Annotated in this window: 25 protein-coding genes; 12 read left to right on the forward strand and 13 right to left on the reverse strand. The window is 53.0% G+C overall.

From position 1 onward, the window contains the following. Positions 1-172: 172 nt before the first annotated feature. The gene (locus tag G461_RS23635) at positions 173-895 is read left to right on the forward strand and encodes an AzlC family ABC transporter permease (protein ID WP_035479700.1); all 723 of its coding nucleotides are present in this window, start codon (positions 173-175) and stop codon (positions 893-895) included. After that, positions 895-1,209, forward strand: a complete 315-nt coding sequence (locus G461_RS0107485) for an AzlD domain-containing protein (protein ID WP_026971378.1) — start codon at positions 895-897, stop codon at positions 1,207-1,209. Before G461_RS23635 ends, G461_RS0107485 begins: the two co-directional genes overlap by 1 nt. A 42-nt stretch (positions 1,210-1,251) precedes the next feature. Here G461_RS0107485 and G461_RS0107490 read toward each other — a convergent pair whose 3' ends face one another. Both G461_RS0107490 and G461_RS0107495 read right to left on the reverse strand, forming a co-directional pair. After that, the gene (locus tag G461_RS0107490; RefSeq protein ID WP_026971379.1) at positions 1,252-2,160 is read right to left on the reverse strand and encodes an SMP-30/gluconolactonase/LRE family protein; all 909 of its coding nucleotides are present in this window, start codon (positions 2,158-2,160) and stop codon (positions 1,252-1,254) included. A gap of 134 nt (positions 2,161-2,294) precedes the next feature. Further along, positions 2,295-2,573: a hypothetical protein gene (locus G461_RS0107495; protein ID WP_035479704.1), complete on the reverse strand. Its 279-nt coding sequence runs from the start codon at positions 2,571-2,573 to the stop codon at positions 2,295-2,297. 274 nt (positions 2,574-2,847) lie between these two features. On the opposite strand from G461_RS0107495, the gene G461_RS0107500 reads away from it, so the two are divergent. Beyond that, positions 2,848-3,789, forward strand: coding sequence for a sensor domain-containing diguanylate cyclase (locus G461_RS0107500; RefSeq protein ID WP_026971381.1), 942 nt, complete (start codon positions 2,848-2,850; stop codon positions 3,787-3,789). Between the two features lie 9 nt (positions 3,790-3,798). Here the strand turns inward: G461_RS0107500 and G461_RS0107505 are convergent, their stop codons facing one another. The 7 genes from G461_RS0107505 to G461_RS0107535 form a co-directional block, all read right to left on the reverse strand. Next, the gene (locus tag G461_RS0107505) at positions 3,799-4,254 is read right to left on the reverse strand and encodes a DUF6691 family protein (protein ID WP_026971382.1); all 456 of its coding nucleotides are present in this window, start codon (positions 4,252-4,254) and stop codon (positions 3,799-3,801) included. 9 nt (positions 4,255-4,263) lie between these two features. Then, a complete protein-coding gene (locus G461_RS0107510; RefSeq protein WP_026971383.1) occupies positions 4,264-4,668 on the reverse strand; it encodes a YeeE/YedE family protein in 405 nt (134 codons plus the stop codon). Between the two features lie 220 nt (positions 4,669-4,888). Then, positions 4,889-5,701, reverse strand: coding sequence for a phosphonate ABC transporter, permease protein PhnE (gene phnE / locus G461_RS0107515; protein ID WP_026971384.1), 813 nt, complete (start codon positions 5,699-5,701; stop codon positions 4,889-4,891). An 11-nt stretch (positions 5,702-5,712) separates the two neighbouring features. Further along, on the reverse strand, positions 5,713-6,519 hold the full coding sequence (gene phnE, locus G461_RS0107520) for a phosphonate ABC transporter, permease protein PhnE (RefSeq protein WP_026971385.1): 807 nt from the start codon (positions 6,517-6,519) through the stop codon (positions 5,713-5,715). Continuing rightward, positions 6,519-7,319 carry a phosphonate ABC transporter ATP-binding protein gene (phnC, locus tag G461_RS0107525; protein WP_026971386.1) on the reverse strand — a complete coding sequence of 267 codons (801 nt, stop codon included), beginning with the start codon at positions 7,317-7,319 and terminating at the stop codon, positions 6,519-6,521. The genes phnE (G461_RS0107520) and phnC overlap by 1 nt, the downstream gene beginning before the upstream one ends. An 88-nt stretch (positions 7,320-7,407) precedes the next feature. Next, positions 7,408-8,346: a phosphate/phosphite/phosphonate ABC transporter substrate-binding protein gene (gene phnD, locus G461_RS0107530; RefSeq protein WP_026971387.1), complete on the reverse strand. Its 939-nt coding sequence runs from the start codon at positions 8,344-8,346 to the stop codon at positions 7,408-7,410. A gap of 249 nt (positions 8,347-8,595) precedes the next feature. Continuing rightward, positions 8,596-11,382, reverse strand: a complete 2,787-nt coding sequence (locus G461_RS0107535; RefSeq protein ID WP_026971388.1) for an insulinase family protein — start codon at positions 11,380-11,382, stop codon at positions 8,596-8,598. Positions 11,383-11,626: 244 nt separating this feature from the next. Between G461_RS0107535 and sixA the strand changes: the two genes are divergently transcribed. Both sixA and G461_RS0107550 read left to right on the forward strand, forming a co-directional pair. Then, positions 11,627-12,097 (forward strand): phosphohistidine phosphatase SixA, encoded by a 471-nt coding sequence (gene sixA, locus G461_RS0107545; protein WP_026971389.1) that lies wholly within the window; start codon positions 11,627-11,629, stop codon positions 12,095-12,097. Positions 12,098-12,262: 165 nt separating this feature from the next. Continuing rightward, positions 12,263-12,475 carry a DUF1107 domain-containing protein gene (locus G461_RS0107550; RefSeq protein WP_026960235.1) on the forward strand — a complete coding sequence of 71 codons (213 nt, stop codon included), beginning with the start codon at positions 12,263-12,265 and terminating at the stop codon, positions 12,473-12,475. Positions 12,476-12,519: 44 nt separating this feature from the next. Here G461_RS0107550 and smrB read toward each other — a convergent pair whose 3' ends face one another. Further along, positions 12,520-13,050, reverse strand: coding sequence for an endonuclease SmrB (smrB, locus tag G461_RS0107555; protein WP_026971390.1), 531 nt, complete (start codon positions 13,048-13,050; stop codon positions 12,520-12,522). Between the two features lie 58 nt (positions 13,051-13,108). On the opposite strand from smrB, the gene prmB reads away from it, so the two are divergent. From prmB to G461_RS0107580, 5 genes are all read left to right on the forward strand, one after another. After that, positions 13,109-14,038: a 50S ribosomal protein L3 N(5)-glutamine methyltransferase gene (gene prmB, locus G461_RS0107560; RefSeq protein WP_026971391.1), complete on the forward strand. Its 930-nt coding sequence runs from the start codon at positions 13,109-13,111 to the stop codon at positions 14,036-14,038. A 65-nt stretch (positions 14,039-14,103) separates the two neighbouring features. Beyond that, positions 14,104-15,192, forward strand: a complete 1,089-nt coding sequence (aroC, locus tag G461_RS0107565; protein WP_026971392.1) for a chorismate synthase — start codon at positions 14,104-14,106, stop codon at positions 15,190-15,192. A 51-nt stretch (positions 15,193-15,243) separates the two neighbouring features. After that, positions 15,244-15,765 (forward strand): elongation factor P hydroxylase, encoded by a 522-nt coding sequence (locus tag G461_RS23640; RefSeq protein WP_051333430.1) that lies wholly within the window; start codon positions 15,244-15,246, stop codon positions 15,763-15,765. Then, the gene (locus G461_RS0107575) at positions 15,755-16,909 is read left to right on the forward strand and encodes an ATP-NAD kinase family protein (protein ID WP_026971393.1); all 1,155 of its coding nucleotides are present in this window, start codon (positions 15,755-15,757) and stop codon (positions 16,907-16,909) included. Before G461_RS23640 ends, G461_RS0107575 begins: the two co-directional genes overlap by 11 nt. Then, positions 16,881-17,207 (forward strand): YfcL family protein, encoded by a 327-nt coding sequence (locus tag G461_RS0107580; protein ID WP_026971394.1) that lies wholly within the window; start codon positions 16,881-16,883, stop codon positions 17,205-17,207. Before G461_RS0107575 ends, G461_RS0107580 begins: the two co-directional genes overlap by 29 nt. A 107-nt stretch (positions 17,208-17,314) precedes the next feature. On the opposite strand, the gene G461_RS0107585 is transcribed toward G461_RS0107580, so the two are convergent. From G461_RS0107585 to mnmC, 3 genes are all read right to left on the reverse strand, one after another. Continuing rightward, positions 17,315-18,283 carry a sensor domain-containing diguanylate cyclase gene (locus tag G461_RS0107585; protein WP_026971395.1) on the reverse strand — a complete coding sequence of 323 codons (969 nt, stop codon included), beginning with the start codon at positions 18,281-18,283 and terminating at the stop codon, positions 17,315-17,317. Continuing rightward, a complete protein-coding gene (locus G461_RS0107590; protein WP_026960242.1) occupies positions 18,273-19,325 on the reverse strand; it encodes a response regulator in 1,053 nt (350 codons plus the stop codon). Before G461_RS0107590 ends, G461_RS0107585 begins: the two co-directional genes overlap by 11 nt. Positions 19,326-19,733: 408 nt before the next feature. After that, a complete protein-coding gene (mnmC, locus tag G461_RS0107595; RefSeq protein ID WP_026971396.1) occupies positions 19,734-21,716 on the reverse strand; it encodes a bifunctional tRNA (5-methylaminomethyl-2-thiouridine)(34)-methyltransferase MnmC2/FAD-dependent 5-carboxymethylaminomethyl-2-thiouridine(34) oxidoreductase MnmC1 in 1,983 nt (660 codons plus the stop codon). Between the two features lie 113 nt (positions 21,717-21,829). Between mnmC and fabB the strand changes: the two genes are divergently transcribed. Together fabB and tnpA are read left to right on the forward strand one after the other, a co-directional pair. Beyond that, complete coding sequence (gene fabB, locus G461_RS0107600; RefSeq protein ID WP_026971397.1) at positions 21,830-23,041, forward strand: beta-ketoacyl-ACP synthase I; 1,212 nt, start codon at positions 21,830-21,832, stop codon at positions 23,039-23,041. A gap of 171 nt (positions 23,042-23,212) precedes the next feature. Further along, the coding region (tnpA, locus tag G461_RS25840) for an IS200/IS605 family transposase (protein WP_157360257.1) at positions 23,213-23,421 on the forward strand (209 nt) is incomplete at its 3' end.

Here is a 23,421-nt window from a genome sequence, read left to right on the forward strand (position 1 = left end):
GCGATATTGTGAAATTCAGTAAATAGTGAACTGCATCAAGGTATCAAAGTTTCGAAATATTTTCGCTAGTTTAAAAAACACTTTGGCGTTGCGTGATGGGCACTATATAAAGGCGTTAGTGTAGGGCTCTCTACTAGCTGTTTTGATTGAACAAGGACAAGTTTCGTTGGATATGGATTTAGATAGTCAGAATGACCTCGGTGCTTCGCGTTGGCGAGAGCTGCTAAAAGGGGCGCTCGCCGTTACCCCGCTGTCGATTGCGGTGCTTCCCTGGGGCCTGCTCGCCGGATCGTTTGCCCTGGAAAGTGGCCTGGATGTGTTTCAAAGCCAAGCGATGTCAGCCATCGTGTTTGCAGGCTCCACCCAGCTGGTGGCTTGTGGCTTGTTTAAGGCTGGCGCTAGCCTGTCGACCATGTTGCTCACCACACTGTTTGTTACCTCGCGCCACCTGCTTTACAGCTTGGCGATGCGCCCACATATCAGCAAGCAGCCGCTGCGCTGGCGAGTGCTGTTGGGCTTTTTGTTGACCGATGAACTGTTTGCCCTGTGCGGCAAGCAAAAGCCTGAGCAGTTTAACCGCTGGTACGCGCTCGGTGCCGGGCTCTGGTTCTATCTATGTTGGAACGCCGCTAGCCTTGTAGGGATCGTGGCTGGTGCGCAGCTCCCCAATCTGCAGGAACTGGGTCTCGATTTTGCGGTGGCCGCCACCTTTATTGCCTTGGTGATCCCGCAGGTAAAATCACTGCCGGTGCTCGCCGCGGTGCTGATTGCAGGCGTTGCCTCGCTGGTGTTTGAGTTAATCGAGCTAAGCGGTGGGCTGATTTTCGCCAGCTTACTGGCGATGGTGTCCGCGTACTTGTTAGAGAAAGCACAGCAAGCTGGGAGGGGACGCTGATGATTTGGTTAGCCATTATCTTGATGACGCTGGTGGTGTTTACCAGCCGCTACTTGTTCCTCGAGCCTAAGCTGCCGCTTAAGCTCAATCGCCATGCCCGCGGGATATTGGCTTATTCGAGCGCGGCAGTACTGACCGCGCTATGGGTGCCGCTGGTGTTTATTCCTGAGGGCGAGCTTAACCTCAAATTGAGCAATCCTTATCTTATGGCGGCGCTGGTGGCCATTGTGTTGGCCAAGGCCACCAAGAATGTGCTGTTGACCACCGTGCTGAGTATGTTGCTATTTTTCGGGCTAAAACAGTGGCTGGGCTAGACAGCCAGTCGTTTTGTTTATGCCCTTGTGTAAAGTAAAGGCTTAGCGGAATACCTTCTCAGCTAGTGAGAAGGCGGGGCAGGCAACACCTCGAATCCCATCAAGTTTTAGGGCAAGCAGGCTGCCACTCAATGGATATTCTGCAAGCTGTTGCTCGCTCATGCCGTTGCGTGCAGTGGTAATAAACAGTGTGTCGAGTTTGCTACCGCCAAAGGCACATTTGGTGACATTCAACGCCGGAATCGGGATCTCACGCTCTAAGCTACCATCCGGACGGTAACGGGAGAGTCGTGCACCGCCCCAGTGGCCCACCCAAAGATGGTGCTCGGCATCAATGGCGATACCATCGGGGTGTCCTTGCTCTTCACTAAACTCCACCCATTGATTCAGTTGCACGACGTGGCCTTGGGCATCCAGCTGGCCTTTCAGAATCTGCCGCTGCTCGGTGTCGACAAAGAAGGCATTGTCGCCGTCAAAGGTGGGGCCATTGGTCACGACATAACTGCCCGGCATGGCCTGAAGCTCGAGTTTTGGCGTTAGTCGGTAGAAGTTACCGCTCTCACGTGCACATTCCTTATCCATGGTGCCAAACCAGATATCGCCGGTAGGTGCTACCCAGGCATCGTTGCAACGCATGTCGGGGTTGTCGCTGAGCAACTCAAGCAGTGGTTCGGCGTCGCGTTGCCCGTCCCGAATGAGGTAGACCCCATCTTCATAGAAACCAACCAGTTGACCCGCCGGCTCACAAGGCAGTACTGCGCTGAGCATATTCGGCTGTGGCCAGCTTTGACAACGTTGGCTAGATGGTTGGTAGTAGTTGAGGGTTTTTCCGATGATGTCTACCCAGTAAATAGCCTGTTCTGATGGGAGCCAAACTGGGCCTTCGCCCAAGAGGTTAGACGCCGGAGAGAGAGCGCTGAACTGGAAACCAGCGTGAATATGTGTGCTCATGCAAGGGCAACCGTATGATGAATAACGCGATTATGATGCCAAACAAGTTAGCTCAGGGACAGTGACCAATGCGCCGTTTACGAATGAAACTTGTTTCAGGGTAATTCACTGGTTTTGCTAAGCAACTCGTCAATTTAGCGGCGTTCGCAGCTGCTACAGCCGCGGCAAGCGCCCCGGTGGCCGGCAGGACGTTGGCTGCGTTGTACCCGGCAATAGGCGTTCTTCAGGGCGCGGCGAAAGTCAAACCAGTCCTCTGCGTTTGTTATAAGCAGGTTGCCCATAAAGCGTTTACGTAGCTCAACACGATGGGTTTCGATAAAGCTGCGGTCTGCTTCGACATCGAAATGGTTGAACACCGCCACCAAATCAGCATTTGTTGCCTGTTGTTTGAGCTGTTCGATTGTCTGAAACATGGTCATAGTTGCTGGAGTTGGGGCAGTAATGCTATCCCGAGAGGGGTTGCTGTTCAACAACTTAGCCGTTGTTCAGAGGAGAGGAGTGACAAATTAGTGACCAACAGATGGTGAATATATAAGCAAGTAATAGCGCGGTTGCCCTATATTTGTTGATTTGATCTAATTATCATTAGCGGATTTTATAGCAGTAATAACTAAGATGGATTGTCGTGGTGTTAATCGGTGCGCCTGAGGGTCGTGGCTCATTGAAGCAAGCAATTCAGGGACGAATATGAATTTTTCAGCCAGTGAACTTAAAGAATTGTTCTCCTGCTTGCCCGATCCGGTGTTTGTGCTTAGCGAAACCGGGCGCTATGTTGCGGTGCTTGGTGGGGTGGACCAAGACTGTTATCAAGACGGTAGAGTGCTAGAAGGCAAGAATGTAGCGCAAGTACTGCCGGAGGATCAGTATCCTTGGTATATCGAGCAGATTGGCAAGGTGCTGCAGCAAGGCAGCATGCTGATCGTCGAATACTCTCTTTGCCCGGCAAGTATCGAGCTGTTAGACACATCCATCGGCCCTATCGGTATGCAGTACTATGAAGCCAAAGTCTTTCCGCTTAGCTTTCGTGATAGTGGCGAACGTTTAGTGCTATGGATGGCACACAATGTGTCGAGCCGATATCAAAATGAACGGCAACTGCGCTTACAGTCTCTCACCGATGAACTCACTAGCTTGTATAATCGCCGACACTTCTTCAATCAATTGAACAGCGCTTTGAACCTGATGCAGCTTGGACAGGCCTCCACTGGTAGCTTGTTGTTGTTCGATGTGGACTATTTCAAGCTGATCAATGACCGCCATGGCCACCAAGCTGGCGACAGCGTATTGCGTGAACTGCGCCCGTTCTTGCTGCCCATCTTGCGCGACGAAGACCTGCTAGCACGGGTTGGTGGCGAGGAGTTTGCCATCTTGCTGCTTGGTAAGGGCAGTGCCGCGGCGCTGGAGGTGGCTGAACGTATCCGCGTTGAGACTGCCAAGCATGTGTTTATGCACCAAGGCATGAAGATGTCTATCACACTGAGTTTTGGCGTGGCAGAGCTGTCGCCCACCGATAGCTCGGATAGCGTGTTCGGCAGGGCCGATGCGGCGCTCTATCGCGCCAAACATGCCGGGCGCAATCAGGTAGTGCTGTCGAGCGCTTCAGATAACTCTCAGCGCGAGCTTGCCTAGCAAATAACGCTAGGCACTAGGCTTGGTTGCGCGAGATAGCGGCTCGATTACTCGCTGATAAGCGAACATGGCTGCCAGCATGCTGACAAAGAACACCCAAACCGGTGCCTGCCCACTGATTAACATGGTCAACCCAGGACCGGGACAGATCCCCGCCACGCCCCAACCAATCCCAAATAGTGACGCGCCCGCCAACAGCTTGCCATCGATTTGCCTATTTGCAGGTAGCTGCAGGGGCTGCCCGGTAAGTGCAGTCTTTGATGCGTCAACTCGCGGCTTTATCAGCCATTGGTAGGCGGGAATAAACACCGCTAGTGCACCACCCATCACAAAGGCCAGACTCGGGTTCCAGCTCGCAGAAAGGGTGAGAAAACCCAATACGTTGTTGGGATCTACCATGCCTGAGATCATCATGCCCAGACCAAACACTACCCCACATAGCAGGGCTATAAGCTTTGCATTCATCTCAAGCTCCTAGTGAATAAGGGTGGCGGTGATCACGGCACACAGCATAAACACTGCGGTAGCTACAATAGAGCGCAGCGATAGCCGGCCGATACCGCAGATCCCATGGCCGCTGGTGCAGCCGTTGGCCATCCGGCTGCCAATACCGACTAGCACACCGGCGATAACCGCAACAGGTAGTGGCACAGCCACCGTTGGCAATGGAACGCCAGCCAGCACCGCCAGGCCGCCCCCTAGCAACATGCCGCCAGCAAACCAAAGCTGCCAAGGGCCGCTTAGCGAGCCTTTGTTTAACAGACTGGCGACAATGCCGCTGATACCGGCAATTCGGCCAGTAAACAGCAGCAAGGCTGCGGCGGAGAGGCCGAGCAAGGCTCCGCCTAGCAGGGCAGGAAGAATCGAGTTCAAGGTCATGGCATGTCCATTAGATAAAGCTAATGTTAGGGATTATAGCGACAGATTAATATTAGGCAATACTAATTTAAAAAGGACCAACTGAAGAGCCAGCTGGAGGAGGCGCGAGAAGAGTGAAGAAATAAAGAAAGAAATAAATAAGCTAAGTCGTTCTGCAAGGCGAATAAGTAAAGCGGTGCCAAATTTGGCACCGCTTGTCAGGTTTAGACCCAGCTGTCTGTTAGATAAAGGCCTTACGACAACGTGCTGAGACCCACTCGGAAAACACCACCGTTGCCAGAATCGAGATAAAGATCAGCGATACCTGCGGCCACGCCAGTGTTGCCAAAGACTCATTCAGGCGTAAACCAATGCCGCCAGCGCCCACCAAACCCAGTACGGTGGACTCACGGATGTTGATGTCCCAGCGGAAGATGGTGGTGCCGATAAAGGTCGGCATAATCTGTGGAACTACCGCGTAATCGAGGATCTGCATAGGGCTTGCGCCAGTGGCTGTGATGGCCGACACCTGAGTGGTGTTAATCTCTTCGATGGCCTCGTACATCAGTTTGGCCACAAAACCGATCGAGCGAAGTGCGATGGCGATGATACCCGCCAGTAGGCCGGGCCCCATGATAGCAACCAATAGTAGCGCCCAAATCAGCGAGTTAATCGAGCGGCTGGCAGCAATCACAAACAGCGCGATGGGCCGAACAAGCAGCTGGCTAGGCGTGGTGTTGCGCGCGGCCAAAAAGGCCACTGGGATAGCCATTACTACACCGAGCGCGGTACCAAGGGTGGCGATATTAATGGTGTCCCACAGCGGTTGCCAGAGGCGCTCCATATATGACCAACGGGGAGGCCACATACGCGAGCTGATATCGGCGAATTGATTGGGCGCGTCGGTGACAAAGTACCACAGTGTCTGGTGGTTCATCTGTTGCCAGCAAAACACACACAGCACTACAAAGCTCAGCCATGCTAGCCAGCTCAGCAGTCGCTGAGTGCGGCTGTGTTTTTCCCACTGCTGGGGGTAATCGTTGATGTTCAACATTGGCGATGCTCCTAGTGAATGCGTTTACGGATCTGGCCGGAGGCAAACTCTGCCAACATAACCAGCAGGATAATCACCAATAGGATCGCGGCGGCCGAGTCATACTCGTAGCGGTCCATGGCGGTGTTCAAGGTGGCGCCGATACCGCCAGCACCAACGATGCCGATCACCGCTGATTCGCGGAAGTTGATATCAAGTCGGTACAAGCTAAGGCCAATCAGCCTAGGCATCACTTGTGGCTGCACCGCATAGTTCACCTGCTGCAGCCAGTTAGCGCCGGTAGCACGCATGGCGGTGAGCGATGCCGGGTCGATCTCTTCTATCTCTTCGGCAAATAACTTGGCCAGAAAGCCAATGGTGGCGAAGGTCAGCGTAACAAAACCGGCAAAGGCGCCGAAGCCGAACAAGGCCACACAGAGAATCGCGATGATGATCTCTTGAAAGCTTCGAGCGATGGCGATAAAGCTGCGGCAGAACAGATACACCGGCGTGGGTGCCAAATTACGCGCCGAGCCCAAGCCGAAAGGGATCGACAAGATCACACCTGCGACGGTGGCGCACAGGGTCATGGTCAGACTTTCATAGATGCCATCGACAATATTGCTCCAGCGGCTGGTGAAATCGGGGTTAAGAAAAGCTTGGACAAAGCGCCAACCGCGCTCGCCACCTTCCCACACCCGTTGCCAGTTGACCTCAACCGAGTCGAAGGCAAAAAACAGATACACCGCAGCCAACAGCCACAGGCCGTAACGAATACTGGGGGTGCTAATCAGTGGCGGTTTACGCCAGGTAGTTGGGTAATCTGAGGCTGACTGCATTACGCAATCTCCCGCAGTGTCTCGAGCTCTTGCTCTTGCTGCTCGGTTTGGTTCCAGTCTTCTTCGCCGTAGATCAGGGTAAGCACCGAGTCATCCAGTTGCTGGGGCTTGCCATCGAACACCACCACGCCCTGTTGCAGGCCGATGATCCGCTTAACAAACATCTTGGCTAGATTTACATCGTGAATGTTGATGATGGCAGGGAGACCACGTTCACTGCAGATCTCGCTAATAAGGCGCATCACCTGACGGGCGGTGCGCGGGTCGAGCGCAGCGGTGGGCTCGTCAATTAGCAGTAGCTCCGGGTCTTGTGCCAGTGCGCGGGCGATACCGACGCGTTGACGCTGGCCCCCGGAAAGCGCATCGACGCGCTTGTCAGCATGCTCGAGCAGGCCAACCCGGTCGAGTAGGGCATAGGCTTGTTGGATATCTTGCTCAGGGTACTTGCGTAGCAGGCTGCGCCAAAACGGTACATAGCCAAGGCGGCCTGAGAGCACGTTTTCCATTACGGTGAGGCGCTCAATCAGGGCGTATTCCTGAAATATCATTGCAATCTTTCTGCGCGCTTTACGCAGGCTTTGGCCACCGAGTTTGGTGAGATCCTGCTCTTTAAATAGCACCTGCCCATTGGTCGGGTTATTCAAGCGATTGATACAGCGGATCAGGGTGGATTTACCGGCACCAGACGGTCCTATCAAGCCGACGATTTCGCCTGCTTGAACGTCGATGGTTACGTCGGTAAGTGCTTTGTCTTTGGCTGAGTAGTGCATACTCAGATTCTTTAGTTGCAAAGTGGCCATTGGGTCTTTCCTGTCAGCGCCAGCTGACGTTTATTTACTAACAACAACGCCGCGACCGGGGCCGCGGCGTATTACGCGCTAATGCGGCTTAGCTACAGGTGTAAGACACACCATTTGCCGTATCGATGGTGCGAATCACTTCCCAGTGCTCTTGGTAAGTAATTGGAATGAACTGCGCTTCACCGTTGCGGGTGAACTCTTCTTGCAGCTTGGTGCCTTCCCAGTCGAAGCTGAAGAATGCATCACGGATCTGGTTTTGCAGGTCTTCGCTTAGGTTGTGTGCCACGCCGTAAGCAGTGGTCGGGAAGGTTTGTGAGGTGTAGATGGTTTTGATGTCATCTTGCTTAACCACACCACGGTCGAGCATACGACCCATGACTGAGTTAGCGATAGCCGCAGCGTCGTAGTCACGATGAGCTACACCGATAATCGAGTTGTCGTGAGCGCCTGAGAAGGCGGTGTCGAAGTCATCGCCTGGCTTCATACCAAACTCTGCATCCAGAATCGCAGAAGGTGCCTTGAAGCCTGAGTTCGAAGTTTGCGAGGTGAACGCCACCTTTTTACCTTTCAGGTCTTCAACCGCATCGATGCCGTTGCTTGGGTGGGTGATGATTTCCATTTCGTAACCAAATGAGCCGTCTTCAGCAGCCATAATGGTGAAAGGCACGAAGCCTGCGCAGTTTACGGCAAGTGGGGTTGAGCCAGTGTTGAACCCAGCAACGTGCAGGCGACCAGCGCGCATCGCTTCGATTTGCGCGGCGTTGTTTTGAACGGGGAAGAAGCGCACATCTTTACCGGTTTTCTCGCTCAGGTGAGCCAGAAAATCGCTCCATACATCGGCGTATACCGCAGGATCTTCAACCGGGGTGTAGGCAAAGATCAGGGTGTTTGGATCAACCTGTTGCGACGCGCTTGGCAGATCAGCAGTCAGGTTGCCTGAGGTATCTTGGTAGCGAGCGTCCAGGCTTGAAGCCGCGGTGGTTGCAGATACTGCAAGCGCAGCCAGAGTTAACGCAAACTTTTTCATTCGTGTGTCCTTTGCGGATTTAGTTTAAATGCAGCGCGGACTATAGAAGGCTGTTATGACAGATATGCGTCAGTAAGATGTCAGAAATATGTACGTGAGATGAGTGTAACTTTATGAAATCACGAATATTTTATAATTCTTACGGCGAGCGCTTACCTATCTGGTCAAACCTGATTGCGTACTGAGGAAAAGGTGATAAAGCATTGATGTGCGATCGCGGTTACCTTGTTGGTTAAAATGTGACCGCGATCAGTTGTAGATAAAGCGCCCGCTGGAGCGATGGAATTGCTGACGCTCATCGATATGCTTACCGGCTTCATGGGGGTGGGCCTGGATCGGCGTTGGCTCGCCCTCTTGGCCATAGCTGTAAACAATAAGCCTGTCGCGCTGTTTACCCTTGAGCTCGACCATAAATTTGACCACCTCGGCACGCTCGAGCGCCAGTACCTCCTTGGCAACCCGTTCGCGTTGGCAAAACTGATAATCTTTGTTGCCGATACTGGTCCAGAAGCGCTTAGCGCGGGTGCGCATATTGCTCTCGGTCTCCAGGATTTGGCTGACTAGCCCTTGTTTGCTTTGCTGCCACTGCAGATCGCTCAGTTGGAAGGTCAGCACCGGGAACTCGTCGAGGAACTCATTGATCGCATCGAGCAGGGTTTGTGGGGTGCCATGGGGCGACTGCACGTAAAAGATCAAACCGGGGTGGCGGTTGAGCGGCAGGTTACCACTACCGACGATATACCCTAATTGCTGACGGGTACGCAGCTCATGGAAGAACGGCGAACTCATGATGTGATTGGTTAGGGTAAATAAGGCGATATCTTTCGCATCGCAGCCGGCACTTTGGTAGTAGATCATCAAGGCGGCATCACTTTGCTGGCAATTCACCTGATAGAGCAGCGGCCCTTTACCCTGAATGCTCACCAACTGACGCGGGGTCTCGTTGGTGGGAATGGCATAGGGGGCGCCTTCTTGCTTGATGTAATCGGCCAAGTGCTCGATTTGCTCGCTCGGCCAGTTGCCGTAGGCCAACACCTCGAGGTGCACATGCTGATAGAGCTGGTCGATAAAGGTAGGTAGCTCCACTAACTCCAAATCATCCAAAGCCTCCAGTAGTTCGGCGGGCGGCGGGTTATTCGGCTGTAGCAGGGCACTAAGCTGGTTGAACAGCTGATTGATCGGTTTGGCTTGTTGCTGGTTGCGCCAGTGGCGCAGAAGTTGTTTCTTGATAACGGCGAAACGCTTTTCATCGAAATAACCGAAACGGCGGTTGGAGAGGATCATCTCCAGCAAGGTCACTTGTTTGTCGCTAAAACCTGATAGATGCAGGGTAAAGCCACCTTGGTGGGCATAGAGCTGATAGCCCATGCCTGCTATCTCTGCTTGATAGGTGATCTCGCTGAGGTGATCAAGCAGCAGTTCCACCACCAAACGGGTGCAGGCGATGTTGCGAATTGAGGCGACCGCAAACGCTGAATCAATAGAGATATAAAGATGCCCCTTGGGCACCTTAAACTCGCTCTCACGGGCCAGCCACAGCCGAAAGCCGCTTTCTTCGACCAACAACTGTGGCACCGCTGCGGCAGATCCCACGCTCTCCAGTTGCGGGCTGTTGAAGCTGATAAAGGGGTTGGCAGGCGGCAGCGCTACGCCTTCCAGCGGTTTTGGGTTACGCCAGCGCGCCAGCTGCTCGTCACCGAACTCGCGCACACTGTAGGGGGTGTGATACCACTTGGCGACTTGGTCATGCATGATGCCCTTGGCCACCAAGGTCATGCGCATGTTGTCGACGGTGAGCTTGCCCAGACAGGCCTTGATTAACTCCGCGTCGAACTGCTCCATGGCATAATCGCCATAGATCAGATCTTCCTCAGGATAGTACTGCAGGTTCATCACCAGGTGGGAGGCTAAATCCAGCGGGCGGCTTTGCTCTTGGTATGAGAAGGCGCGCTGCATGACCTGGGATTTTTCCTGATAGCGCCAGTCTTGCATCCCTTCTTTCGCGATGAGCTGGAAGTAGGCAAAACAGCTTTCGATCACATCGTCGATGTAGCCCAAGCCTTCTTCAGTGAGGTTAAAGCTGACACAAAACTCTTTGAAGTTACTGCCGCTCACACCACCGCCTGCAGCCATGGCATTGATGAGACCGGCATGACGCAGCTTGGCGATCAAACTGCCATGCCCTTCATAGCCAATCAAATTAGACAAGTAGGTCAGTGGCTTACAGCGATACAGCGGCATCATGTTATCGAAGGCAAAGCTTAGGGTGAGTTTACGCAACTCTTTTTGCGGTTCGATACAGATGCCAACGCTTTGGTGCTCCTCGAGATACAGGGGAGGCAACTCGCGCTTGGTGAAATCATGGTTGGGGATCACGGCAAAGAACTGCAACGCGAGCCGTTCGAGTTCAGACAGCGGTAGGTCACTGATTAACACCAGGCTCATCAAGTTGGCGGAGTAGTGCTGCTGATAGAAGGCTAACAGGTCATCGCGCACTTGGCTGTCTGGCGTATCTGAGAGGGTATCCAGGCTGCCCACCGAGAATTTGGAGAAGGGGTGGGCGGGGTTGACCGTCTCTTTATGTACTTGGTAGTTGCGACGCGCTTCGTCGTTTAGTTTGAGTCGATATTCGGAATCAACCGCTTGGCGCTCGCGGTCGACCAGTTCGGCATCGAAGGTGGGGCAGATGAAAAACGCGCTAAAGCGCGCCAGTGCCTGCTCGTAGAACGGTGTGTCGATATCGAAAAAGTAGTTGGTATGTTCGGTGCCAGTCCAGGCATTGTTGCTGCCGCCGTGGCGGCTGATGAACTCTTGATATTCGCCCGGCTTGGGGAAGTGCTCGGTCCCAAGAAACAACATATGTTCGAGAAAATGCGCGAGGCCTTCGCGCTCAGCGGGATCATCAAAATGGCCAACGTTAACCGCTAAGGCGGCGGCGGAATTTTGCGCTTCGGGATCATGGACCAGCAACACTTTGATCTGGTTATCCAAGTGTAAATGAAGATACTGTTTGTGATCATTCGGGCTGAGTCGCAAGGTTCCCTCCGCAATTTGCGCAATCAAATGATTATCAGTCGGCCACTCGCTTCTTGCAATCTAATCGCGACAGATTTTTTCACTTATTTCAGCAAGATCGATGAAAAACGCGAACTAGAAACCCCCGACTTTGGTCTAATCATGGTGGCAGTTGATTGCAATGTTAACAACAATTGACCGTTGTTATTTACATTTGCCGTTCGGGCTATGATGATAGTAGGCAGATTTAGTTAGGTGCAGCGATATGCAAGTATTTATCATGCGTCATGGCGAAGCGGAAATGTACGCCAGTAGTGATGCAAAGCGCGAGTTGACAGAGCAGGGCCGACAAGACGTGGCAAACATGGGCCTTCAGCTAGCCAAGCAGATTGACACTCTTGATTATGCCCTGGTGAGCCCCTATATGCGTGCGCAGCAGACTTGGCAGGTGTTGAAGGATATTCTGCCAGCCTGTAAGCAGGTCATTCCCATGGAAGAGCTGATCCCCTCTGGCGACGAGGTGTCGGTGGCCGGTTTGATTGAAGAGCTGGCGCGCGAGCATACCAACGCCAATATCATCGTGGTGTCGCACTTGCCGCTGGTTGGCTATCTGGTAGAAGCGCTGTGCCCCGGCGCAGGCTCTCCGCTGTTTAGCACCGCCGCTATCGCGCAAGTCGATCTCAACGAAGAGCCGACCTTGGTGGCGGTCACTCATCCTTATATGCTTAAAAATTAAGCACCCGTGAAGTGCGGTGAAACTTATCGAGTTCCCCGCGGGTCAGATAAAATCATAGAAGTGCGATCTCTAAGACGGAAATAACACCACGGGTGAGCTTTGCTTAGGAGGGCGGCACTTTCGCTGATAAATTAATCCGCACTATTAGAAGAATCAGGCGCAATAATGAAAATATTTTCCCGCTATTCGCCGCGACGAATAGCCCGCTATGTGAAGGCTTTTTTCAAAGGACGTATCTACATCAAGGGCCGTGGGGCGTACCAGTTCGACAACGGCAAGTTATTCAACCTACCTAATCACACCACCGAGAAACACCGTTCAACGGTTGCGGAAGTGAACCAGCAAATCGATAAGTTCAACGACGACAAAGCGGCCTAGGCCGCTTTGCTCTTACTGGCTCCCCTGGGAGCTAAACAGCAATGCTATTCCTTTAACGGCAGCAATACCAGCAAGGCGCTGTTGCCGCCGTGCTCCTTCGGCGCTTGATGAAAGGCCAACACCTCGGGATGTTGGGCCAGCCAGCGCGGAACCGCCGATTGCAGTATCCGTTGCCCATGGCCGTGCATAATCGAGGCAACTTGGTAGTGCTGTTGTTGGCACTCCACTAACAGCGCGGCGATTTCCAACTTGGCTTGCTGTTGGGTCAGGCCGTGCAAGTCCAGAAAGATTTCTGGCGGGTAGTCACCACGGCGCAGTTTTTTCAGCTCGAAAGGGTCGCACTGATCGCTATGCCAGCGCATTGGTCCCTCAGAAGGCAGGTGAGGATGGTACTCATCCGAGAAAAAGAAGCTGGTTTGGTCAATCTTTGCCCGACGTTGCTTTTGCTGCTGCGCTTGGGTGTGTTTTTGCTTGATTCGCTGTCGCTCAGGACTTATTTTATCCTGCTTTATCTGACGAACTCCCTGCATCGCTTCTTGAAAGCTGTTAAAGGTATCGTCTTTTGGATCTGTCATCATTTCTCTCGGTGCTAGACTCGCAACAGCGGGCATTGTACTGAATCTGGAGGCCAGTTTGGAAAAGATCTTTATTGAAGAAGCCGTTGAAGAGCTTCATACCATTCAGGATATGCTGCGTTGGGCGGTAAGTCGCTTTAACGACGCGGGCATCTTCTATGGCCACGGAACGGACAACGCCTGGGATGAAGCGGTACAGCTGATCCTGCCAAGTTTGCACTTGCCGCTGGACATCGACCCGGGTGTGCGCCACTCGCGTCTGACCAAGCAAGAGCGTCAGCATTTGGTGGAACTGATCGTACGCCGGGTACACGAGCGCACCCCAGTGCCTTATCTGACCAACCAAAGCTGGTTTGCCGGCCTGCAATTTTACGTAGATGAACGGGTGTTAGTGCCACGATCGCCATGCGCAGAGCTGATTGAGCAACGCTTTGAGCCTTGGGTGGTGAACGAGCCTACCCGAGTGCTGGATCTGTGCACCGGCAGCGGCTGTATTGCCATCGCGTGTGCTTATGCCTTCCCCGAGGCGGAAGTGGACGCAGTGGATATCTCCGAAGATGCGCTGGCAGTGGCCGAGATCAACATCCAGGACCACGGTCTGGAGCAGCAGGTGATCCCGCTGCAATCGGACGGCTTTAAACAGCTAACCGGCCAACGCTACGACCTTATCGTGAGCAATCCGCCGTATGTGGACGCTGAAGATATGGCAAGCTTGCCGAGCGAGTTCCACCACGAGCCCGAGCTTGGCCTCGCCTCGGGGAACGACGGCCTAGAGCTAACTAAGCATATTCTGGCGCATGCCGCTGATCATCTGAACCCAGGTGGTTTGCTGTTTGTTGAAGTGGGCAACAGCCAAATTCATTTATCCGAGCAGTTCCCTGAGGTACCCTTTACCTGGATTGAATTTGCCCATGGTGGGCACGGTGTGTTCGCCATTAGCCGCGAGCAGCTGGTCGACGTAGCCGCTCAGTTTGACGGATTTAAGTAAGTCGACGCATTGAAGCGCTTTTGCAGGCAACAAATTAACGCATACAAGTAATAAAGGAAGTTGTAATGGCGGGAAACAGTATTGGCCAATTATTCAGGGTATCGACCTTCGGCGAGAGCCATGGCCCTGCACTAGGTTGTGTTGTCGACGGATGTCCTCCGGGCGTCGAGATCGACGAGGCGATGATTCAACACGATCTCGATCGCCGTCGGCCTGGTACCTCCCGCTATACCACCGCGCGCCGCGAACCCGATGAAGTGCGCATCCTTGGCGGTGTGTTTGAAGGGCAAACTACCGGTACCTCAATTGGCCTGTTGATTGAGAACACCGATCAGCGCTCCAAAGACTATTCCGCTATCAAAGACCTGTTCCGCCCCGGCCATGCCGATTACACTTATCACCAAAAATATGGTGTACGCGATTATCGCGGTGGCGGTCGCTCGTCGGCGCGCGAAACGGCAATGCGGGTTGCTGCCGGTGCGATTGCCAAGCAATACCTTAAGCAAACCTTTGGCATTGAGATTCGCGCCTACCTTAGCCAACTCGGCCCGATTGAAGCGGAAACTGTCGACTGGGAGCAAGTGGAACAGAACCCGTTCTTCTTCCCCGATGCCAGTAAGCTTGAACAACTCGACGAATACATGCGCCAACTGAAAAAAGATGGCGATTCGATTGGTGCCAAACTCACCGTGGTTGCATCTGGCGTGCCAGTGGGCTTAGGTGAGCCGGTGTTTGATCGCCTCGATGCCGATATTGCCCATGCCTTAATGGGCATCAACGCGGTGAAAGGCGTTGAGATTGGCGATGGCTTTGGTGTCGTTAACCAACGTGGTAGTGAGCACCGCGATGAGCTAAACCCAGAAGGTTTTGCCAGCAACCACTCCGGTGGCGTGCTGGGCGGCATCTCTTCTGGTCAGGACATTGTCGCGCACATCGCGCTGAAGCCAACCTCATCGATTACCGTTCCAGGAAAAACCATTGATAAGCAAGGGCAGAGCGCAGAGGTCATCACCAAAGGCCGTCACGACCCGTGTGTCGGCATCCGCGCGGTACCGATCGCCGAGGCAATGCTGGCGATCGTGCTGATGGATCACAGCCTGCGTCAGCGTGGTCAAAACGGCCATGTGCAGACCGAGACACCGGTACTGCGTTAACGCTTAGCGGTAGTGGATTAGAGTCTGGACAACAGAACGAGGGGAGAGGGCATGTTTGACGATATCGAGCAACTTATCTCCCTGTTTAACCACTGCTTTAGTGATTATCAAACCGTGCTGGTAGCGGGCGGCGGCGAGCCACTCTATGTACCTGCTAGCGCAATCCAACCCGCCAAAATCATCTTTCGCGACGACTACTTTAACAGCGCCCTGCACGAGATAGCCCATTGGTGTATCGCCGGGCCTGCTCGCAGGAAACTGGAAGACTACGGCTACTGGTACTGCCCCGATGGGCGCGACGCCGAAAAACAAGCCGAGTTTGAGCAAGTCGAAGTAAAACCCCAGGCAGTTGAGATGGCCTTTGCCTTAGCCTGTGGACGTCCGTTTCGAGTTAGTGTCGATAACCTTCATGGCGATGCGGGCGACAGTGCGCAGTTCCAAAAACGGGTAAGCGCTCAGCACCATCTCTACCTGCAGCATGGTTTCCCACAGCGAGTCCACTTGTTTATCGACGCCATCGAGCAGCATTTAACCCAATCACGCCAACCAGAGAGCCTGCAACATGACGCTTAGGATTGGACTTGTCGTTAACCCGATTGCTGGTCTGGGAGGCTCAGTCGCTCTCAAAGGCACCGATGGGGTTGTCCAACAAGCACTCGAGCGTGGCGCTACACCACAGGCTGAGTTGCGTACCAAAACCGCCTTAGGAGAGTTACTTGACTGTCGTTCCCAGTTGCAGGTTTATACCGCATCTGCACAGATGGGCGCGGACGTGTGCGCCAAACTAGGGTTCGACCATCAAGTGGTTTATCACTACCAAGGGGAGTCCAGCGCCGAGGATACCCAGCGAGCGGTGCAAGCCTGCATTGATGCGGGAGTTGATATCCTGGTGTTCGCTGGCGGCGATGGCACTGCCCGAGATGTGCTTAAGGTTGTACCCGAGTCGCAATGCTGTTTGGGGATCCCGGCGGGCTGTAAGATTCATTCCGGTGTTTATGGTGTGTCTCCTAAGGCCACGGGCGCGTTATTACGCAAGCTAATCGAAGGCTCGATGCTCAGCCTGCGCGCCGGCGATGTGATGGACATCGATGAACAGGCGTTTCGCGCCGGCACGGTTCGAGCGCGAAACTTCGGCGAGATGAGCATTCCAGATGATTTAAGCTACGTTCAGGCAGTCAAACAGGGCGGTCGAGAGAGCGATGAACTGGTGATTGCTGATATCGCAGCAGAAATTGATGAGAATATGGACCCTGACACCTGGTATATCATAGGGTCAGGAGGCACTACCACCGGGGTTATGCAGGAATTATCACTGCAATGTACCCTTTTAGGAGTAGATCTAATCAAAGATCACACAGTGGTCCTGAATGATTTGACTGCTAATCAGCTACTTGAGAAAATTTCGCGCGAAAAAGTTAAGTTGTTGATTACTCCTATCGGTGGCCAAGGACACCTCTTTGGCAGGGGAAATCAACAGTTAAGTCCCGAGCTTATTAAACGCGTGGGCCGCGACAACATTCTAGTTGTGGCGAGTAAAACAAAACTAAACTCTTTGCATGGACGCCCGTTGATTGTTGATACTGGCGATACGCTGCTGGACCAAGAGTTGTCCGGCGTGATTAAGGTAATAACCGGTTACCGAGATTATGTGATGTATCGAGTATCGAACCCCGAATATGAGGTATCCGATGCTCCTAAGTTATGTAAACCATGTTGAAAGCTACTTGAATAACAACATCCGCCCTTATGCGGAAGGCCGTTTGTTTGAGTACTTACAAAGTCAGATTACTGTTGCCTTGGCGCAAGCTGAAATCAGTGCCCGTCCTATGGTGCACACCTTTAAATCGATGATGCACCTGAACCTACTCGACACCCACATGGGCGAGGAGCTAGATGGTATGGATAAGCGTCTGGTTGAGAGCTGGTGGAAAGAAGCACTCAAATTTGCCGACTTACAAGATCTCAGCGTGAGTTTGCACAAGTTTCAAGCGACTGCCAATGTGGCCGTTGGCTAACACGAACTGCACTATTGAAAATCCAAAAAGGGAAGCATCGCTTCCCTTTTTCTTTACTCGCGCTCGCTGATTCTCGCTACGCTGCACTGCTCATTGGCTTAGCCTGTCTATTCTAATTCTTGGCTATACAAGGTAGAGCGATTACGCCCTTGATGCTTACTGGCATACAGCGCCTTGTCGGCGGCTTCCAGCCAATCTGCTGCGGCTTCCATCTCACCATCCAGTGCGGCTACACCTAAACTGATGGTGAAGGTTATGGTCTGCTCGTCTAGCGATAGCTTGAGCTGCTCAACCGCTTCCCGCAGGCGCTCAGCAAATAACATTGCCGCTTCACCGGTACAGTCGGTGAGGATCACGGCAAACTCTTCGCCCCCATAGCGCCCGGCAATATCGGTTTTGCGCATGATATGGCGGATAGCATCGGCCAACATGGTAATGATCTCATCGCCAACCGGGTGGCCGTAGCTGTCGTTGATGTTTTTGAAGTGGTCAATATCGAGCATCACCAGTGCGTAGTTGTGCCCGCTACGCATACTGCGGCCGAACTCTTGCTCAAGACGCTGTTGCCAGTAGCCACGGTTGCTCAACGAGGTGAGGTGATCGGTGCGGCTGAGTGCTTTGAGCTGCTCGTTAACCCGCTGGGCTTCCTCTTTGTTGACTGCGCTGTCGGTCACGTCATAGACAATGATACAGATATGAGTCACCTGACCGGTCAGTGAGGTAAGCGGGATCAGAGTGATGTTCTGATACATAAAATCGACCGTACCAGTGATGGGCCGATAGTTACGGAACGGAAATACGTGTGGTCGCTGCTCCCAGGTGGTAAAGGCTCGATTTTTCAGCAGGAACACCGAATCAATTTTCTGCTTCAACCAGTCTGCTGGAAGCTCAGGAAACAGTTCAAACAAGGATTTTCCATGGGTTTGATCAGGGCGCTTACCACTGTGCGCTTCCATAAAGTTGTTCCAGATCTGCACCTGATACTGCTGGTCGAGCACCACCAAGCCTGCATCGATGGTTTGCACCATGTCCAGCATCCAATGGAACTCATTTAGTTGCTCTTGGCTAGTCGTCATCGTTATCTATCAAATAGGAAATCTTGTTGTTTAGCGTTGGCAGCGAATCTTCGGTGATCAGCAATAGCAGATCACATTGGATATCGTGCTTCTCAATCTTGAAATTAATCTCGATGGCCAGGGTTTTCTGCCAGCGCTGGCGGTTGCTTTGGATAAGCTCTGCAACATTACAGTGCTGCCCCAGCACTACCGGGTGGCCCTGAGCAAAGTGCATATCTAACTGCTCTGCGATCCCTTTTAAGCTGGCGCCAATCAAGATGTTAGCGGTGTCCATTAACAGCTCGAGCTCGGCCTTGTCGTCGAGTGGGCCTTGGTAATCCAGCAGTTTCGCCATATCGGAGAAGCTGGAATCCTGGAAAATCAGCAGCGCTTCACCGGCGATACCGGAACCGATATAGCCCTGGCAAACCCCTGACAGGCTCTGATCGCTCTCCACCGAGCTGAGTGCCATATGCAGCTCGCTGGTCTCCAGGATGTTTACCTTGGGGATTGGCAGCAGCACAAAGGCGTTAAGCAGGCGAGCCAGCAGGTCACCGGCGCGGCCCATGGCCACATTAGCAATCTCTTGGTAGTGATCGAGATTGTCGCTGACTTTGGGGGAGAGGGTATCGGCCTTACTTTCGCCGAGTTGTTCGACCTCGGCTATCTCTGTGTCCAGAGCGAGTATCTGGGGTGAATCAAGAATGCCGTATTCCAGCAAGATCTCGCCGATCTTGGCCTTGTTGGTAGGCTTTTTGATGAAATCGAGCGCCCCGAGGTCTTTTACTCGAGCATGGGCTTCTGGTTGAATATCACCGGATACCACGATCACCAATGCCGGGAGATCGTTGCTCTGGATTTGCTCGAGCACTTGATAACCATCCAATACCGGCATATTTAGGTCGAGAAAGACAATATTCCCTTTGCCTGAACGAATTGCCTCGAGCCCCTCCTCACCGTTTTCCGCGAAGCTGATCTCAACATCCCACGCTGGAGGAAGACTGCGCGCCATCTGTTTTCGGGCCATCCGTGAATCGTCACAAATTAAAATTGGCAATGGCATAGTTGGATGATTTGTTCCTTAAATCATTGTAATTCATATTAATTGCACGACTGGCAACTAACCTGCTGTGCACAAGCTAAGTGTACACTCACTTTTGAGAAGTTCATGGTTAGAATAGGACAAAATGGAGAATAACCGCGCATTAGTCACATTCCGGTTACCTAAAAATAACCTTGTGGTTAATTAATGACCGGCTATTGGTGGTTGGGTTAGGTGGTTGGGCTAGGTGATTTGGAAAGGCTTTGAGTACCCCCAGTTAACCCAATCATCGCCCACAGAGACGCGGAAAAATCGCGTTTTCTTGTGCTTAGCGTGCGAAAGAGCAGGAAGCGGTAGAAAACTGAGGTTTACTACCGTTATTCGACATTTGTTAAAGAATCCTAAGCTCGCAAGTAGCGAACAAAGCGCCTAAGGCAGTGGCCGCCCTTTTTGCAGGCGGCGCAGATAGAAGCGCTGAGGCTCAAGGAGCGATTTCATGTCCTTGCTTGCTGGCAGTGGCTGCGCGGTCAGCTCGCTGGCGAGCAGCTCGGCGGCCAACGGTGCAATGCTTAGCCCGCGAGCACCTAAGCCGGTGAGTAGATAACAGTTCTCTAGCACCGGCAAGGGCTCTCCCTGCCAAGCCTCGGCATAGCCATCGCGGTAGATAGCTTTGAGGTCGGGATAGCGGCCGATAAGTGGCAGGTGATCGCGTACCGTCGCGCGGATCGCAGCCCGCCCTTGGCTATCTGCGACATTTAGCGCTTGGTTCCAAGGCCGGGGCAGGCTGGTTTGCAGCTTTTCAAGATTTTCCCGCGTCTCTTCGTCGCGAAGCTCTCGCGACAGATCAAAACGAATAAAGCTCGCACCCAGGCAGTGCTGCTGCTCCAAACCGGGAGTCAGGTAGCCCGAGAAACACAACACTTTGCTTAGGGCACTTAGCTGCGGTGAGGACTGAATATGGCTAACTTGTCCGCGTACCGGGGTGATCGGCAATTGTGGGTCGTGCTGCAGGGCTTGCTCAGCATGACAGCACACAAGACGTGGATGGGAGGCCTGACTGCCATCAGTGAAGCTTAGGGTTACCCGATCCGCTTCTGGGATAAAGCCGCTCAGCTCTTTGCCAAAGTGCAGATTTAGCTTGCCGGTTTGCGCAGCTTTGTCGAGAAGCGTGTTGACGTAGCCCGGCGCGTTGACCCACGCGCCTAGCGGGTAATGCAGGCCTTGGGCATCGACAGTAAGCTCGGCTAAGCGGTTCGCGTCATCTTCACCAACATGCTCCACCAGAGCTTGCGGATAGCGGGCGTGGGCAATCTTGTCGATGGCGGTGAGGGATTTATCGCTGTGCGCCAGTTGCAACACGCCGCACTGCTCATAGCCAAGTTGCGGGTTATGCTCCCTGGCCATATCAATGGTTTGCTGCTGGTACAAAAAGGCCTGCACATGAAACTGGGTTTGCTCGGGCTTGGTGGGGGTTAGCAGCGGATAGATCGCCCCTTGGCGATTCCCCGAAGCGGCGGTGGCGGCTTGTGACTCTCGCTCATACAAATCAACGGTTACACCCCGGCTGCATAGCGAGTAAGCGAGCGCAGCGCCAGCGATACCCGCGCCAATAATGGCGACGTTCTGTGCGCTTGTGTCTGGGTCTTGCGCGGTCTGTGCGGGAAAGTGCCCCACCAACATATCGCGTTTAGTACCAAAGCCATTGGCTTTGGACATAGCAAAGCCCGCTTCTATCAAGCTGCGACGAACAAAGCCTGCTGCGGTAAAGGTGGCAAGGGTGGCATCGGGCTTACTGATTCGGGCCATACCGTCGAACAGCGCCTGAGACCACATATCAGGGTTTTTGCTCGGCGCAAAGCCATCCAAAAACCAGCTGTCGACAGTGCCTGCAGAGCCGGTATAGACGCTGGGTAGCTGCTCAAGAATATCGCCAATCCATAAATCTAAGGTGACACAGTAACCGTCGCACTGAAAATGCAGCCGTTGGCAGCCTTCGGTCATTACCGTGGGGTAGCGTTGTTGCAAGCGCTGGGCGAATTGAGCCAGCTCAGGCCAGGCTTGGTGGGCTTTCACTAAATCGCTGGTGGTCAGTGGGTATTTCTCGAAACTCACGAAATAGAGATGGTTCAGGCAATGAGATGGCTGCTGGGTTCGAAATTGCTCGAAGGCTTGCCAGCTGGCGAGAAAATTAAGGCCAGTACCAAAGCCAGATTCGCCAATCACATGATGCTGGGCTGAGCTATCGAGCCACCGTTGGGGCAAATTGTTTTGTTTCAGAAATACATAGCGGGTTTCTTCGAGCCCGTTCACGTTCGAAAAATAGACATCATCGAACTGTTCGGCAACCGGTGTACCTTGTTGATTCCAGGAAATTTGTGCGTGTTGAGTGGGAGAGGGACGTTTTTCTGTCAAAGCTGCCTCGAATTGCCTAGCGAATTTTAGCGTACACTTGTACCCTGTTCAGACCAGTTTCTAGGATGAAACTCGTTAACATAGTCGGCAAACCTGATCTGAGAGAACAACGGATGAAAAGAGCAGTGATTACCGGGCTGGGTATTATATCCAGCATTGGTAACAATAAAGAAGAAGTATTGGCCTCACTAAAGAACGGTCAGTCAGGAATCAACTACTCAGAGGAATTTGCTGAATTCAAGCTGCGTAGCCAAGTGTGGGGCAACCTCAAACTTAACCCGGCAGAGCACATCGATCGCAAAGTAATGCGTTTTATGGGCGATGCGGCTGGCTTCGCTTATCTGTCCATGCAGCAGGCCATCGATGATGCGGGCCTTGGCGAGGAACTGGTATCCAATGAACGTACTGGCTTGGTCGTGGGCTCTGGCGGCGCCAGCTCAAAAAACCAAGTTGAAGCGGCAGATATCCTGCGCGAGAAAGGCGTACGTCGTGTCGGCCCTTACATGGTACCGCGTACCATGGCGAGCACCACCTCTGCTTGTTTGGCCACGCCATTTAAAATCAAAGGCGTTAACTACTCCATCAGCAGTGCCTGTGCGACCAGTGCCCACTGTATCGGACACGCCTTGGAGCTGATTCAGCTTGGCAAACAAGATGTAGTATTCGCCGGTGGTGGTGAAGAGCTGCATTGGAGCCTGGCTATGGAATTTGATGCCATGGGCGCGTTGTCGACCAAGTACAACGATGACCTAAGCAAGGCATCTCGTACCTATGATGCTGACCGTGATGGCTTTGTTATCTCTGGCGGCGGCGGCATGGTGGTAGTCGAAGAGCTTGAACATGCTCTGGCCCGCGGCGCTAAGATCTACGGCGAGATTGTTGGCTACGGCGCAACCTCAGATGGCTTTGATATGGTTGCACCAAGCGGTGAAGGGGCAGTGCGCTGTATGCGTCAGGCAATGCAGCAACTGGATGGTGCTGTTGATTATGTGAATACCCACGGCACCTCGACCCCGGTGGGCGATGTTAAAGAGCTGGGCGCGATCCAAGAGGTGTTCTCTGAGCAGAGCCCGCTAATCAGTGCTACTAAGTCACTGACCGGTCACGCCTTGGGCGCAGCGGGTGTCCATGAAGCGATTTACTCACTGCTGATGCTTGAGTACGGCTTTGTTGCGCCAAGCATTAATATCGAGAACCTTGATGAAAAAGCACAAGGCTTAAACATTGTGGCCAATCAGGCGCAATCTGCAGAGTTGCAGCGAGTGATGTCGAACAGCTTCGGCTTCGGTGGCACTAACGCTACTCTTGTGTTTGAAAAGTACTAAGAAACACGCGTTAGCAAACCAAAAGGGAAGGGCTTAGGCACTTCCCTTTTTTGTTTTCGGCCCTAAACCACCTACTTCAGTAGGTGGTTATCATGCGGTGAGGCTTTGCCTGAAGACCCGCTCATGCTAAATGCGCCTTTGATTTTTAGCGAAGTCAAAAGGACAAATAACATGAGCAGATACAAGCAAGCATCACACGTATTTTGGCGGTGTCAATATCACATAGTTTGGACGCCCAAGTACCGATTTAGGATATTGAGAAATAATGTAGGGAAAGAAGTCTATCGGTGTATTCAAGTTTACTGTGCTCAGTTGGGATGTGAGGTCGTCGAGCTCAGCGTCCAAAGTGACCACGTACACTTGATTGTAAAGGTTCCGCC

It is taken from the genome of Aliagarivorans marinus DSM 23064 (assembly GCF_000429485.1).
GTDB lineage: Bacteria > Pseudomonadota > Gammaproteobacteria > Enterobacterales > Celerinatantimonadaceae > Aliagarivorans > Aliagarivorans marinus.

What these genes read in the sequence shown, in the direction of transcription:
- G461_RS23635 (WP_035479700.1), top strand. Translation starts at nt 173, where the DNA reads ATGGATTTAGATAGTCAGAATGACCTCGGTGCTTCGCGTTGGCGAGAG.
- G461_RS0107485 (WP_026971378.1), top strand. Translation starts at nt 895, where the DNA reads ATGATTTGGTTAGCCATTATCTTGATGACGCTGGTGGTGTTTACCAGC.
- G461_RS0107490 (WP_026971379.1), bottom strand. Translation starts at nt 2,160, where the DNA reads ATGAGCACACATATTCACGCTGGTTTCCAGTTCAGCGCTCTCTCTCCG.
- G461_RS0107495 (WP_035479704.1), bottom strand. Translation starts at nt 2,573, where the DNA reads ATGTTTCAGACAATCGAACAGCTCAAACAACAGGCAACAAATGCTGAT.
- G461_RS0107500 (WP_026971381.1), top strand. Translation starts at nt 2,848, where the DNA reads ATGAATTTTTCAGCCAGTGAACTTAAAGAATTGTTCTCCTGCTTGCCC.
- G461_RS0107505 (WP_026971382.1), bottom strand. Translation starts at nt 4,254, where the DNA reads ATGAATGCAAAGCTTATAGCCCTGCTATGTGGGGTAGTGTTTGGTCTG.
- G461_RS0107510 (WP_026971383.1), bottom strand. Translation starts at nt 4,668, where the DNA reads ATGACCTTGAACTCGATTCTTCCTGCCCTGCTAGGCGGAGCCTTGCTC.
- phnE (WP_026971384.1), bottom strand. Translation starts at nt 5,701, where the DNA reads ATGTTGAACATCAACGATTACCCCCAGCAGTGGGAAAAACACAGCCGC.
- phnE (WP_026971385.1), bottom strand. Translation starts at nt 6,519, where the DNA reads ATGCAGTCAGCCTCAGATTACCCAACTACCTGGCGTAAACCGCCACTG.
- phnC (WP_026971386.1), bottom strand. Translation starts at nt 7,319, where the DNA reads ATGGCCACTTTGCAACTAAAGAATCTGAGTATGCACTACTCAGCCAAA.
- phnD (WP_026971387.1), bottom strand. Translation starts at nt 8,346, where the DNA reads ATGAAAAAGTTTGCGTTAACTCTGGCTGCGCTTGCAGTATCTGCAACC.
- sixA (WP_026971389.1), top strand. Translation starts at nt 11,627, where the DNA reads ATGCAAGTATTTATCATGCGTCATGGCGAAGCGGAAATGTACGCCAGT.
- G461_RS0107550 (WP_026960235.1), top strand. Translation starts at nt 12,263, where the DNA reads ATGAAAATATTTTCCCGCTATTCGCCGCGACGAATAGCCCGCTATGTG.
- smrB (WP_026971390.1), bottom strand. Translation starts at nt 13,050, where the DNA reads ATGACAGATCCAAAAGACGATACCTTTAACAGCTTTCAAGAAGCGATG.
- aroC (WP_026971392.1), top strand. Translation starts at nt 14,104, where the DNA reads ATGGCGGGAAACAGTATTGGCCAATTATTCAGGGTATCGACCTTCGGC.
- G461_RS23640 (WP_051333430.1), top strand. Translation starts at nt 15,244, where the DNA reads ATGTTTGACGATATCGAGCAACTTATCTCCCTGTTTAACCACTGCTTT.
- G461_RS0107575 (WP_026971393.1), top strand. Translation starts at nt 15,755, where the DNA reads ATGACGCTTAGGATTGGACTTGTCGTTAACCCGATTGCTGGTCTGGGA.
- G461_RS0107580 (WP_026971394.1), top strand. Translation starts at nt 16,881, where the DNA reads ATGCTCCTAAGTTATGTAAACCATGTTGAAAGCTACTTGAATAACAAC.
- G461_RS0107585 (WP_026971395.1), bottom strand. Translation starts at nt 18,283, where the DNA reads ATGACGACTAGCCAAGAGCAACTAAATGAGTTCCATTGGATGCTGGAC.
- G461_RS0107590 (WP_026960242.1), bottom strand. Translation starts at nt 19,325, where the DNA reads ATGCCATTGCCAATTTTAATTTGTGACGATTCACGGATGGCCCGAAAA.
- fabB (WP_026971397.1), top strand. Translation starts at nt 21,830, where the DNA reads ATGAAAAGAGCAGTGATTACCGGGCTGGGTATTATATCCAGCATTGGT.